This is a genomic window from Bradyrhizobium sp. UFLA01-814 (genome assembly GCF_046718885.1).
GTDB classification, from domain to species: Bacteria; Pseudomonadota; Alphaproteobacteria; order Rhizobiales; family Xanthobacteraceae; genus Bradyrhizobium; species Bradyrhizobium elkanii.
Window position 1 is genome coordinate 1 of record NZ_JAQOSR010000059.1, and the last position, 13,440, is coordinate 13,440.

The 13,440-nt window shown below is 60.7% G+C and carries 8 protein-coding genes and 2 pseudogenes; 9 read left to right on the forward strand and 1 reads right to left on the reverse strand.

The genetic code is table 11. The features are described 5' to 3' along the window. The 9 genes and pseudogenes from PMN64_RS19320 to PMN64_RS19360 form a co-directional block, all read left to right on the forward strand. Positions 1-709: pseudogene (locus PMN64_RS19320) on the forward strand (hypothetical protein); the annotation flags it as partial. A 377-nt stretch (positions 710-1,086) separates the two neighbouring features. Beyond that, positions 1,087-1,167, forward strand: a pseudogene (locus PMN64_RS19325) (tripartite tricarboxylate transporter TctB family protein); the annotation flags it as partial. Between the two features lie 478 nt (positions 1,168-1,645). Continuing rightward, positions 1,646-3,199 (forward strand): lipopolysaccharide biosynthesis protein, encoded by a 1,554-nt coding sequence (locus PMN64_RS19330; RefSeq protein WP_411781768.1) that lies wholly within the window; start codon positions 1,646-1,648, stop codon positions 3,197-3,199. Positions 3,200-3,201: 2 nt separating this feature from the next. Then, positions 3,202-5,040 (forward strand): asparagine synthase (glutamine-hydrolyzing), encoded by a 1,839-nt coding sequence (asnB, locus tag PMN64_RS19335; protein WP_411781769.1) that lies wholly within the window; start codon positions 3,202-3,204, stop codon positions 5,038-5,040. 144 nt (positions 5,041-5,184) lie between these two features. After that, complete coding sequence (locus PMN64_RS19340; RefSeq protein ID WP_411781770.1) at positions 5,185-6,132, forward strand: glycosyltransferase; 948 nt, start codon at positions 5,185-5,187, stop codon at positions 6,130-6,132. A gap of 8 nt (positions 6,133-6,140) precedes the next feature. Continuing rightward, on the forward strand, positions 6,141-6,995 hold the full coding sequence (locus tag PMN64_RS19345) for a methyltransferase domain-containing protein (RefSeq protein ID WP_411781771.1): 855 nt from the start codon (positions 6,141-6,143) through the stop codon (positions 6,993-6,995). After that, on the forward strand, positions 6,992-7,555 hold the full coding sequence (locus tag PMN64_RS19350) for an acyltransferase (RefSeq protein WP_016847963.1): 564 nt from the start codon (positions 6,992-6,994) through the stop codon (positions 7,553-7,555). Before PMN64_RS19345 ends, PMN64_RS19350 begins: the two co-directional genes overlap by 4 nt. An 18-nt stretch (positions 7,556-7,573) precedes the next feature. Beyond that, on the forward strand, positions 7,574-8,503 hold the full coding sequence (locus PMN64_RS19355; RefSeq protein ID WP_028338362.1) for an NAD-dependent epimerase/dehydratase family protein: 930 nt from the start codon (positions 7,574-7,576) through the stop codon (positions 8,501-8,503). Next, a complete protein-coding gene (locus tag PMN64_RS19360) occupies positions 8,500-9,660 on the forward strand; it encodes a glycosyltransferase family 4 protein (RefSeq protein WP_411781772.1) in 1,161 nt (386 codons plus the stop codon). The genes PMN64_RS19355 and PMN64_RS19360 overlap by 4 nt, the downstream gene beginning before the upstream one ends. Before the next feature lie 1,907 nt (positions 9,661-11,567). On the opposite strand, the gene PMN64_RS19365 is transcribed toward PMN64_RS19360, so the two are convergent. Continuing rightward, entirely contained in the window at positions 11,568-12,899 is a 1,332-nt protein-coding gene (locus PMN64_RS19365) for a hypothetical protein (protein ID WP_225644410.1), read from the reverse strand. Between the last annotated feature and the right edge of the window lie 541 nt (positions 12,900-13,440).

A 13,440-nucleotide genomic window follows, 5' to 3' on the forward strand; every position in this document is an offset into this window, starting at 1 on the left:
CGGCATACCTGCGGCGAGCGTAACCGTGGTCGAAGCCGCCGGCTCGACCAAACTGGACCAGATCGGCAGCTACTATTCTCTCGATGCCGTCAGCGGCGGTACGGGCCCATCAGTCAAACATGCCGGGACGCCTTTTGCTGCATCCACTCAGGTCGGAGCCTGGACGCCGACCGGGGCGGAGCAGACGGCAAACGGATATGAAATTGCTTGGAAAGTTTCGGGCGCCGATCGGCATACCGTTTGGAACACGGACAGCAGCGGCAACGCCATCTCGGATACTATTGGTGTGGTGTCCGGAAGTAGCGCCGCGCTGGAACACTTGGAGCCAAATGTCCAACAGCACTTGGATGGCAACGGAGTGATTGGCATTTCCACGCTTATGATTGCTGTAACCGGCCAGACATCGGTGACTCCATGTCCTGCATCGCAAGGGGCCTGGATCGCAGCTAGCAATGATAGTTTCGTATTTCACCGGGACATCGATGGGGGCGGTGTAGTGAATGCCGGAAGCGCGGAAATTGTCGCACCTGATGGATTTTCTTTGGTTACTACCTGTAAACAGCTGATGGAGCTCTTGCACGAAACGCCGAGCGATCAATCCCACGCCATGTCCGAGTTAGGGAGCGATTTTCATGATGCCGTCATGGGGCGGGATACAACCAACGTACGTATGGCCGACCTGAACACGGGCTACTTCATTGTCCATTAGGCCGTGTGGACAGTTGCCTTAGCCAGAGCGGAGCGGTAGCGATCGTTAAGATGGCGAAGTAATGTCGGGCGGTTTTTCGTAGCGCGTTGCGACGCGCCTGAACCGCTGCAGTTTTGAGAAGCAGCGTTCGATCACGTGACGCTCGGCATGGAGAGGCTTGTTGAACGGATGTTTGATTGCCCATGAGGGGGCGCGATGGCTTGTGTGCCTTTTTCGCCGATGGCGGATCGCAACGCATCCGAATCGTAGGTCGCATCGCCGTCAGCACATTGGCTGAGAGCCCCTCGATGAGCGGTTGGGCTTGAGGCGCTTCGCCAGCTTGACCTGCCGTTAGGCCGATGGCCGTTCTGCTGCGCGCGCTCGCGTCAGCGCGCGGCTACGACAATTGGCGTACAGGCGCGTCCTGGGATGCGACCGGGCTCGAACCCGGTCACTTCTCGTTCTATCTCTGCATCATCCGGCAGCCTCTACGGCCTCACGGCGGTCCTTGCGCGGCGGCCGAGAGACCTTCGTCACGCGCGCAGGCCCGCCGCGTGATGACGGTGCTCGAGCTGGCGCACGCAGTGAGCCCGGAACGTGCCTGGGTCAGATCGAGCATGCCGAAGCCCGACAGGGCTCGGGATGTGGCGGAAAGGGCATTTAGATACCTCTTGTTTGAACGGGCGGCTTTGGGTCTGTGCTTATCTGCTTTAGAATTTAGACAGGCCTTTCCAATTGTTGCTTGAACGACAAGCCAGGCCGCAAGCAACCAGCCATGGTTCCGTGGAGATCGGCTCGTGCCTTTGCTGCGGCCCTGGCCTGGTCCCACGGCTCCCCGCCGTCTGCCAACCCTCGACAATCACCGCGCCGGCTGCTAGCCCGTCGTCATGCCGAATGGGTTTTGCCCTTACGGAAGAGGCACTTGAGGCGTATCGGAGCGATGGACCGAAAGCGGGCATGGCGGTGAAAAAGGGTCCATCCCATCTGCTCGGTAACTCGGCATGGAACGCGACCGCCTTCGCGGTTGCGGTGCTGCTGAACCTCGCGATCCTGCCGTTCGTGATTTTCCGGCTCGGTCTCGCCGCGTTCGGCGTTGCGGGTCTGGTGACGGCCTGTGTGGCGCCGGCGCTGATGTTCAGCAATGCGCTCGGCCTTTCGACGGCGCGGGAACTCGCGCAAAGGCTGGAACCGTCCGACTACGACCAGGCGCGGCGATTTTTCGCGACCGCTCTCGCGCTTGCCATCGTCCTTGGCGGCCTGATCGCGGCGTTGCTTGCCTTTGCCGGCGCGCCGCTCGCACGGCTGGGATTCCACCTCGGCGGCCCGGCCGCCGACGACCTCGGGCTCGCCTTCGCATTGGCGGGCGCCGGTTGGCTGTTCCAGTGCCTGTTCGCCGTCTTCCTCTCGCTGTTCACGGCGCGTCAGGACTATCGGCGGATCGCGTCGATCAGCATCACGGGCACGGTGGTGACGACGATGTCGATGCTGCTGCTGATCCCGCACGCACCGCGCGCCTCGACCTTCATCGGCTGTCAGGCCTTGGGCTTCGCAACCAATCTCCTGATGGTCGTCGCCTGGTCGCGACGCGCAATCAGTGACTGGCTGGCACGGCCGGCGCTCGATCGCGGCGCGTTGCGTGCACTGGTGAAGCTTGGCGGCTGGCAGGTCGCGGCGCAAAGCGGCGCGCTGTTCGCAGGCCAGGCGGACCGTTATCTGCTCGGCGCGCTGCTGCAACCGCAATTCGTCGGCTTCTACAGCGTCGCGCAGCGGCTGGAGGAGGCTGTCTATATCGGTGTGCTGAAGATCGGCGAGATCTTGTTCCCGTTCTTCAGCACCCTGCAGAGAGAGGATGACGATCGCAAGGTCGACCTCCTGCTTCGCTCGTCCTGGATTCTCAATGTGCTTGCCGCGAGCGCGCTGGGTGGCCTGATCCCGGTCGCAGGCGCATTGCTGCATCGATGGACCGGCGCCGAGGTCGCCGCCGAGGCCCAGCTAGTGCTGGTGGTGCTTGCGATCAGCGGAATATTGGGGTCCAGCGCCAATGTGTTTGCGTTCTATCTGCTGTCGCAGGGGCGCTCCAGTTCCAACGCGCTGATCTCGCTCGTCACGGGCATCTTCACGCTGGCGACCAGCGCCATTGCGCTGCCGTATTTCGGCTGGCAGGCGGCCGGCTGGAGTTCCTGTGTCGGGATGGTTGCGCAGATGGTGATCACGGTGCTGCTGTTGCGGCGTACCTTCAGGCTTTCGGGGATGTGGTCACGGATGCTGCATTTCGTCCTGATCCCGCTCGGGACGGGGATCGCCGTTGCGCTGGCGCTGCGCTCGCAGCTCGGCCATGTGTCATTCGACCAGGCGCCGTCATGGTGGTATGTGGTGTCGCTGTACGGTATGTCGGCGGCGGCGATCTTTGTTGCCGCCGTTGCCGTGTCGCAACTGGGTCCCTACCGCGCCGTCTGCTGGCGCGATCTCCACGTAATCATTACTCGCTTCTTGCCCTTCAAGGCCGTCTAGACATGTGCGGTATCGCAGGCATCGTCAATCTGCGCGGCGCTCCCGTGGAGCCGGCTGACATCTCGCGGCTCACCAATTTGATCGCGCATCGCGGTCCGTTCGGCGAGGGCACCTGGTTCAATGCCAAGCGAAACGTCGCCTTCGGCCATCGCCGGCTCGCCATCATCGATCCAGGCGAGGGTGGCTATCAGCCGATGGCATCAGGCGACGGCCGCCATGTGATCGTCTACAATGGCGAGATCTACAACTTCCTCGAATTGCGCCGCGAACTCGAGGCGAAGGGCGCAGCCTTTCGCAGCCAGTCCGATACCGAAGTGATCCTCGCCGCCTGGCAGGCGTGGGGCGAGGACATGCTGCTGCGCTTCAACGGCATGTGGGCGCTGGCGATCTACGACACGGCCACGGATGATTTGTTCCTGGCGCGCGATCGCTTCGGCATCAAGCCGATGCTGTATGCGTTTTCATCCGAGCGGTTCGTGTTCGCGTCCGAGCAGCGCGCGCTGGCGCGGAGTGGGCTGGTTGAGACGTCGCTCGATGTCGACGTGGCGCGGCGGCTGTTGCTTGACCCGTTCGGGATCGAAGGCAGCGAGCGGACGCTGTTCGCGCAACTGCGCCGCCTGCAGGGCGGCCACTGCATGTGGTTGCGCCAGGGGCGTGTGCAGGTGCGCCGCTGGTGGCGAACCGTGGACCATCTGCCGGCAATCCCGGACACCGAGACCGCGCGCGTCGAGCGCTTTCGCGACCTGTTTCAGGATTCCGTCGCGCTGCGGATGCGCAGCGACGTTCCGATCGGGACCTGCCTGTCCGGCGGCTTCGATTCGTCCGCGGTGATCTGCGCCATGGCGACCCATGAGAAAGCCGGCATGGGGCCGCGTGACTCGACCGCCTGGCGGCACGCCTTTGTCGCGACCTTTCCCGGCGCCAGCAATGACGAGCGGCCGATGGCGGAGGAAGCGGCCGCGTGGGCCGAGGTGGCACCGAGCTTCCTCGAGATCGGGCGCTCCGACGCGCTCACCGACCTTGACCGCATCCTCGACGACAATGACGACGTCTATATCGGGCTGCCGAGCGCGCCGTGGTTGATCTATCGCGAACTCCGGCGCCAGAACGTCACCGTTTCACTCGACGGCCACGGCGCGGACGAATTGATGGGCGCCTACCTGCAGGAGGGACAGTCGGTCGCATTCCGGATCCGGAACGCAGCAGCCGCGCTCACCTCACGATCGCAGCTGGCGCAACGCGGCATCGACTTCCTGCGCGCGCAGATGATCAGGCGCGAGGGGCACTACTTCCTGCGCGGAGGCGCTACGGCCGCGCCCGCGCCGCTGCCGCTGGTCGCCGAGGATGACGAATTGCCTGATACATGGGGTGCGTTGAACCGGCGCCTCTACCGCATGTTCCATTCGACCACGCTGCCCACCATCCTGCGCAATTTCGACCGGCTCTCGATGGCGCACGGGATCGAGGTCCGCATGCCGTTCATGGACTGGCGGCTGGTCACCTACACGATGGCGCTGCCGGAAACGAGCAAGTCGGCAGACGGCCTGACCAAGGTGGTGGCGCGGCAGGCGATGGCGAATCTGATGCCCGAAAGCATCCGCACCGCGCGCCGCAAGGTAGGCTTCAACTCGCCGATGCCGGAATGGCTGAACGGGCCATTGGCGGGCTGGACAGCAGAGCTGCTCGAGCGGAATGTTCCGGCATTTGCCGAGTTCGTCGACGAAACGCCCCTTCGAAAGGCGGTCGGCCGCTTGACGGCGTCGCAGAGCTGGGATTGGAAGAGTGTCGGCCGGATCTGGCCTTATCTGAACATGAAATGGATGTTGGCAAGGTCCGCGTAACCAATGCGTCTGTTCCAGAATAGCGGTCTCTATCCGTCCTATTTGCCGAGGCTGAACCAGCTCGCGGCAAAGGCGTCAAGTTTCGACGCGCGCCGCGACGTGTTTCTGCACGATCGGTTTGGCGCCGCGCATTTTCTCAAGCCCGTGCTCGACGGCGCAGCTGAAGCCTTCTTCACGAATGGCGACGATGAAGTGCTGCAGCGCCAGTGGGCGCGTGAGCAGGGCATGAAGGAATCGCCGACGCTCGAGGCCATTCTGCTCGCGCAGATCGAGCATCATAGAACCGAGGTGTTCTACAATCTCGATCCGGTGCGCCATCCGAGTGCGTTTGTCGCCAAGCTTCCCGGCTGCGTGAAGAAGACGCTGTGCTGGCGCGCCGCGCCTTCCGGAAATGCTGATCTCACCGCCTATGGCGCGGTGCTTGGAAACTTCCCCTCGATCCTCGAGGCGTGGCGCAGCAAGGGGTGCCGGGCGGAGCTCTTCTTTCCCGCGATCGACCCCGTCATGGAGCAGTACGGCAACGGCGAACGGCCGATCGACGTGGCGTTTGTCGGTGGATATTCGCGGCATCATAGCGCGCGGGGCAGAACCCTCGAACAGGTTGCGGCCCTCGCTGGTGACCGCAACGTCGTGTTCTGCCTCGATGCGTCGCGGCTGACGCGGCTTGCCGAAAGCGCGGTCGGCCGCTTGCTGCCGTTGCACAAGCACCGGCGGCCCGACGCCATCGCGCGCATCGCAAGGCTGCCGCTGTTCGGCCGGGACCTCTACGAGCTGTTCGGATCAGCGAAGATCGTGCTCAACGGCGCAATCGACATGGCCGGCAAGGATCGCGGCAATATGCGCTGCTTCGAGGCGATGGGGTGCGGGGCGCTGCTCGTGTCGGATGCGGGCAACTATCCGGAGGGAATGGATCCAGGGCAGACGATTGTGACCTACGAGGCGGGCAATGACTGCCTCGCCCAGATCGAGAATAGCCTGCGGAACTGGGATGACATGAAGGCCAAAGCCGAGCGGGGGCGGCGAGCGGTGGGAGATTTGTATAGCAAAGAGCGCCAGTGGGTTCTATTTGAAAACCTCTTGGAGCGCATCTAGGAGCAGGCATGCACGTTGACGGTCTCGTTTTCAAAATCAAGGAGATGGCTGACGCGCTTGCATTGCCTGTCTACTTTGCGAGAGGCGGTCGGCCCTGGTCGGTCGGCTATTTTACGCGCAAGAAGAACGCCATTCAGACTGCAATCGACACGGCCGCCGTCCGATCGGGTCGCCCGCTGCCCGAGACATTTGGCATCGGCATCGATGAACGAGTCGTCGAATATCCATGGCTGTTCGACCGGTTGCGCCGCGATGGTGTCCCATTGGGACGAATGCTTGATGCGGGATCGACGCTGAATCACGAATACATTCTCGGCCGCGATCCGTTGCGCAAGGCGGATCTCACGATCATGACGCTGGCACCGGAGAAGCGGTGCTACTGGTATCAGGGCTACTCCTACGTCTTCGGAGATTTTCGCAAGACGAGGTTCGAGGATAGTGCCTTCGACACCATTATCAGCATATCCACGCTGGAGCATGTCGGGCTGGACAACACCATGCTCTACACTGATGATCCGGCCAAATCCGAAACCAACAAGCATGGCTTTGCCGATGCGATGCGTGAGTTTCGACGGATCATGGCTCCCGGCGGACGCTGCCTGATCACGGTGCCATACGGGCGATATGAGAATTTCGAGTGGTTTCAGGTCTTCGACCGGGCGATGATCCAGGCCTTGATCGACGCCTTTGCGCCTTCGTCCCACGAGCTCGAATTCTTCGGCTATGACAGGAGGGGCTGGCGTCGGGCAACGGAGGCCGATGTTGCGAATGCGACTGCATTTGACCCGCATAGCGGACGCGGTCGGCTCGACGACAGGGCGGGCTGTGCGCGTGCTATTGCCTGCATCGAGTTGATCAGATGAATCTCGATTACTGGCTGCAGCGGATACTGGGGCGCGCGACCTGTCGCCTTGGGTCGCATGCCAGGCTGATGCCGACTGCACGCATCCGCAATATTCGCGGTGACAGCGACTGCATCGTCATCGGTTCGAACAGCATTATCCGGGGCGAGCTCTTGACGTTCGCCCATGGCGGGCTGATTGAAATCGGATCATGGTGCTATGTCGGGGAGAATTCGCGGATATGGTCCGCTGGATCGATCCGTATTGGAGACCGGGTGCTGATCGCGCACGACGTCAACGTCTTCGACAATCTGACCCATCCCGTGGACCATGTGGCGCGGCACCGGCAGATTCAGGAGATGTTTACTAGGGGCCATCCGCGTCAACTGGATCTCGATGAGCGCCCTGTCGTGATCGACGACGATGCCTGGATCGGGGCAGGCGTATTCCTGATGCGGGGTGTTCGGATCGGTGCCCGCGCGATTGTGGCGGCCGGTTCGGTCGTCACCGCAGACGTTGCCGAGGACACGGTCGTCGCCGGCAACCCGGCGCGTGTTGTAAGATCAGTCCTTGAAACTTAGTTTGGCTGGGTCAAACGCATGATCGTCTGGATTACAGGCGCAAACGGGTTCATCGGCCGCCATCTCGTGCACGAGTTGGCGGGGGCGGGCCATGCGGTGCATGGCATCGGACACGGAGCGCTTGACGCAACGGAAGCCCGGCGGCTCGGTTTGCGAAGCTGGATCAACGGTGAAATCGATGCGGCCAATCTCGATGCGCTGGCGGCGGCGCACGGGCTGCCGACGCATCTCGTTCATCTCGCCGGCGGATCGTCGGTAGGCATCTCGATCGAGCGGCCGTTCGAGGATTTCTCGCGCACCGTCGCGAGCACCGCGCGGCTGCTGGAATGGCTGCGCGGATCCGCGCGGGACTGCGCCGTGATCGCGGCGTCGAGTGCGGCCGTCTACGGGGCCGATCATTTCGGCCCGATCGCTGAAAGCGCCATCGCAACTCCGGTGTCGCCCTATGGGCAGCACAAGTTCATGATGGAGCAATTGTGCCGGAGCTACGCGCAGTCATTCGGTATCCACTGCACGATCGTGCGGCTGTTCTCTGTCTATGGACCCAATTTGCGTAAACAGCTGCTCTGGGACATCTGCTCGCGGCTGCAGGCCAAGGAGCAGGCGCTCACGCTTGGCGGGACCGGCAACGAGATTCGTGACTGGACCGACGTTCGCGATGTCGCGAGGCTGCTTGTCGGTGTGGCGGAACCGCCGCCGCAGGAGACCTTCCGGGTCATCAATGGCGGTTCGGGCCGCGGGACAAGCGTTGCCGACATCGCAGCCGGCCTCGTCCGCCAGTGGGGCAGCAGCACCGTCGTGCGACACTCCGGCGTAAGCCGGCCCGGTGATCCCGTGAGCCTGTTGGCCGACGATGCAATGCTGCGCCAGATCGGGTTCGATTGGTGCATTCCGCTCGATCAGGGCCTTGCCGATTACGTGGCTTGGTTCAAGGGGCAGGCTTCGTGACGCCGCGCCCATTGCGGTTCGCGTTCAGTCACATTTCGCGACGGCTTTGGGCCGGCGGCTACAATTATCAGCGCAATCTGTTCGCGGCGCTCGCTCAGTTTCTGCCGGGCGAATTCGTTCCGGTCGTTTTTGCCGGGACGGGCGCCGCCGAGAATGAACTCTCGGAGCTTGCCGCAGTACCGGCGGTCGAAGTCGTCCGATCGGAAGCATTCGATGGGCAGCCCGGTTTGGCTGCCGCGCTCGCGCTTGGTCTGGATCGCGCAGCGGCGGCAGCATTTCACTCAGCGCGCGTCGATGTGGTTGTTGAAGCAGCACGCTTCTTCGGCTGGCGGCTGCCTGTCCCGACGGTAGCGTGGATTCCGGATCTGCAACACCGTTCGCTACCTCAACTGTTTCCAACGACGGCGCGCTGGCGCCGCGAGATCGGCTTTCGCGTTCAGATCGCGTCCGGGCGGACCATCATGCTGAGCAGCGAAAGCGCGTTGCGCGATTTCAAGGCCTACTATCCAGGCGCAAGAAACAAGGTCTGCGTCGTTCGCTTCGCGACCCAGCCACCGGCCGCGTTCCTGAACACCGACCCGTCGGACGTAATCGCGGAATATAATCTGCCGGCGAACTATTTCTACCTGCCCAATCAGTTCTATCGCCACAAGAACCACCAGCTCGTCGTCGACGCCTTGACGATCCTGAAGGGGCGGGCGATCGACGTGGTGATCTGTGCATCCGGCAGCAAGGAAGACCGGCGCGAGCCGGGCTACTATGATCTGGTAAACTCCGAGATCCAAAAGCGCGGCCTTGAAGCGCAGTTTCGCCACCTTGGCGTTATCCCGCTGCCGCATGTCTACGCGCTGCTGCGCGCTTCAACAGCCCTGATCAACCCATCGCGCTTCGAGGGCTGGAGCACGACCGTCGAGGAGGCGAAGTCGTTTGGCGTTCCAGTGATCCTGTCGGATATCGACGTGCACCGCGAGCAGACTGCAGGCGCCGCCCGCTATTTCGGCGTCGATGACCCGGTCTCGCTGGCGGATCATCTGATGCAGATTTCGGAGATGAATAGCCCTCCGACGGTACGAAACATTGTCCCGCATCAGGACGACAATGTCCGTGCGTTCGCGCGAAGCTTTTCGGACGCCATCCGGCAAACCGCCGTGAGTTGAAGGCCAGCTTCCTGGGGGCGGCAAGACGTGACCCCACGCTACCTCATAAGCGACCACCATGATCGCCGAGCCGGCCATCGACGCTGCTAAGCTTCGCAATTCAGGAAGATAGCTTGCCCTTCATCGATTGATATTTGAATTGCGCTCGGCAGCAATCCTTGCTGCCTGCTAGCCCTCCACGATTTTCCAGGCGCGCCGGCAGAGTCACCAAGCGCTCCGTCACCTGGTTAGCCAATGTGGTTCTTGGGTTTCAGATTGCACCAGTGTTTCTGTAGGTTTCTGGCGGGCCAAATCTGCAACGGTGAATAGCTCAATTGAGCTATTCACGCTCTCACCGTTTGAAAATAATGTGTTCAAGCACAAGAAGCGTCTTGCGTCTCATGCGGGTGCAGTACGGAGCTTAAGAGCGCCCTCAACAAAGAGCGTCGCCGCCGATGAACTGGCTGAGGACCCTGCCGAGGCTCAGAAGGCCGACCCTGCTGCGGACCGTCGTCGCAATCTTGCTGGTGGCCGTCTCTGCTTCGCAGCTTCTGCCTAGGCAATCGCGAGGCAGGCAAGTTGGTGCACCCGGATACGACTATGTGAGCGGGCGCACACTTAGCGGGATTCCGGACTCCGAACTCATCCGACGTCCTTCTGAGACCGACGATGTCGCCTACGCGAACCGGATCGCGCTCGCGGTGCACTACACCAGCTACAACTGCGAACCGGGCGACTTCTCGTTGACACCGATTGAGCGTGTTCTTTCTGCAACTCTTGCTCAGATAGCACTAATCGACGCGAGCCTAATTTGGAGCGAGGGCCTTCTTCAGAAACGTACGCTGATATGCGGCTTCTGTGGCCAGCGCGCAGTGATCACTTCCGAGATTCTTCGCAAAAATGGAATTCAGCGTGGGCGTTCGATGTCGGTGGCCGTGTGCTCGTAAAGTTTGCCGCCGGTGGGCACGACTACCTGGTTGATCCAGACTATGGGATTTCGGCTTACAGGTACGACGTGCGGCGCGGCGTCTTGCGAGCGGAGATAGCCGCGAAGTACACAAAAGCAGGTTGGGCGAACGCCAACGAGATCTACCGCTACGTATCGAGTCGATCCGACAATGAGGACTATTTGAATCCCGAGTACGTTTTGCACATTGAGAACATGCAGGACGTCGTTTTCCACTATGCCAATGCAATCGCAATAGGATTGATCTTGCTGGCTCCGTGCGCTGCTTTTGGTGTCCGGTCAAAGATCGCTCGATCCGCTTCTTGGTCACCTCGTGTTCTGACCGCTCGTGAATATCTGCTTCCAGATGCAAAACGCGCAAGCTGGAGGGGCGAGAGGTTCAGTGATCGAACCTCGATGGGAATAGCCGGCTCAACAAACTTGGACGATGAGGAATTCGGAGCGAAACGAAGGGGTCCTTCGCGTCTGGATCAATGACTCGGTAGGCTCGCCCGTTTGTATTCGGGTCGCTGTTGTCGCTCGTCGAGAAAATCAAGGACGACTGCCAATGAGAGTATCGTCCGTTTCCTTTCTCGGCGATATCGACGTGCGTCGTATGAGCTGGTCCGAGAGCGTGACGGTCTTCTGTCACTTCAAGCCGAGACCGACTGGGTGCCTCATTGCTGTCCGAGACGGCGCCTGGGATAAGTGTCAGATATTGCCAAGCGTTGCCGCCAAAATGTTTGAATGGCGGGCGGATGAGGCCCGGGTCCGGCTCACGCCAAGGCGGAAGCGTATCGAGGTAGAGCCCGAGCGGAATGTATAAGATCGCTCCAAAAATGGTCGCGAGAACGAGCCTCCGCTGAAATCGCTTCGACATGTCGTGTCCAGTTTGCAGATCAGGATGCGGCGTAGATCAGGGCAAAATGCAGTGTTGGCTCGCACCAAATGCGATCGCTAACCAACATCGACCGCTTGATGGTCATGCGAGGTGCTCTTCAAGCTTCCTCTCGACGGCGACAGACCCACTCTGCGATGCAAAGACTGAGCGCGGCGTCAGATACCATAGCAGAAAAAGTACGGCGGCGCCGTGAGAGAGGAGGGTTGTCGTGAATGGCACGTTCAAGAGGATCTGAGGAAGGATTGCACCAGATACAAGGACGAAGCGAGGAGGAAGGCCCGAGGAAAATCGATTGACGAGAGCGACTACAAGTCCGCATGCCAAAACCGGGATCGGCGCCAGGAGAACGCCGACCGAAGCGATCCCTTCGGTCGCGAAAAGGGAGGCATTGAAATTACCGAGCCGGTAGGCCTGCTGCATCACTTCTCCCAACTGAACCGGATAGGGACAAGAGACGAGGGTTTTGACAAATGTAATCTGGCAGAAGGATGTGAGAGGGTGGTTGAAGAAGAAGTCGTTGTAGATATCCATCGCATTTGACGGCGTAGCAATCATTCGAAGATTGACGATATCGAGATAGCGCGTGTCGCTGATGCCGAGGATGGCGTACAAGACGACGCCGATAATCAGCGGTACGAATAGCGAGAGCACAACTGCAATTCGGCAATCGAGCAGGCGCGTCAGTACAGCCATGGCCAGAAGCCACATTGGTGTGAAGAACGCGATCTTGTTGAGCGTGATTGGGTAGACAAGCAGCAATAGGACAAGCGTCAGTCCAGCTCGCCAGTAATTCCGCCGCTCCACAAAGCAAGCAAAGGTGAAGGGCAACAGGGCGTTCGAAACGACGCCAATGCAGTAGACGAGCGGGGAGGGCATGTTGATCTTGTCGCGGAAGTCGTACATCTGCCCGAGCGAGACCATTTTGAAGCTATAGCTTGCGGCTATCAGGATCGTGGCCACGCCGACTGCCAAGATAATTGTCAATGCGCGGTAGAAGGTTGTTTCGCTAATCGTGAACACTCGTCGGATCGGAGATGTCACGAGGAGTGATGGCGCCATGAATGCTATCATGGACGCGACGGCAGAGGCTCCGCTGAGCCAGTGATTGTACTCGAAGCGGGAGAAACAATTTAGCCAGAGGTATCCAAGGATCATGGTGTAAAAATAAAAGCTGAGAAAATAACCAAAGCTGAATGGAACGAGGAGGAAAAGGTAGGAGAGAGCAGCAAACGCGGCGATCGTTGCGATCGCCCCGTTGAGCAGTTCGGCATCATAAAAAATATGGAAGTTGCCGTAGCTGCGGCTGAGATAGCCGAGCGAGATGCAGCAGGCGACGATATGGAAGCTGATCAATACGCCCAAGCTCACGCGCGTTGAAATCTTGCCCGCTACCGCGATCTCGTTCGTATTCATGCTGCCAGTCCCGTTGCAGGTCATACGCGGCCGGTGAGTGTGGCTGGCGGCCTGCGGATTCGAAGATTCGAGAACTTAACCTGCTTGGTGCCAAGAGTAAGCCTCTGTTATCTCAACGAAGCAACAATTGCCAACAATTGCCGTGATGACGTTCGTCATCTTTCGCGGATGCGGAGCCTTGCGAACGTGGCGCAGCGTATCTTGAGTTCGGCCGGCGCCGCTGCGCGGCTGGGCCGGATCAACGAACCGCGCCGCAATTCCGCGGCGACGCCGTGCTTGCTTCGTTCGCTTGGGCTCTCCCGGTCATCACAGGTATGGCTGGTCCCGGGACCGAAGGCATCCAAGATTTCGAGTGAGCCGAGTTGCTTCCATGGGCGGAAATCTCTGGTCGTGCTGGACGATTGCGTTGTCCTGTAAACACCAGGAAGCAGGTTGACAAGTCGCCAATTGTCGAACGAGCAGCAAAGCAATTCAGCCAGCCTCCGCTTGCGCGGGCGTTTCTGTGGACGAGTCCCATGGAGGAGTTCATGAGATTTCCTTG

What these genes read in the sequence shown, in the direction of transcription:
- PMN64_RS19330 (WP_411781768.1), top strand. Translation starts at nt 1,646, where the DNA reads ATGGCGGTGAAAAAGGGTCCATCCCATCTGCTCGGTAACTCGGCATGG.
- asnB (WP_411781769.1), top strand. Translation starts at nt 3,202, where the DNA reads ATGTGCGGTATCGCAGGCATCGTCAATCTGCGCGGCGCTCCCGTGGAG.
- PMN64_RS19345 (WP_411781771.1), top strand. Translation starts at nt 6,141, where the DNA reads ATGCACGTTGACGGTCTCGTTTTCAAAATCAAGGAGATGGCTGACGCG.
- PMN64_RS19350 (WP_016847963.1), top strand. Translation starts at nt 6,992, where the DNA reads ATGAATCTCGATTACTGGCTGCAGCGGATACTGGGGCGCGCGACCTGT.
- PMN64_RS19355 (WP_028338362.1), top strand. Translation starts at nt 7,574, where the DNA reads ATGATCGTCTGGATTACAGGCGCAAACGGGTTCATCGGCCGCCATCTC.
- PMN64_RS19365 (WP_225644410.1), bottom strand. Translation starts at nt 12,899, where the DNA reads ATGAATACGAACGAGATCGCGGTAGCGGGCAAGATTTCAACGCGCGTG.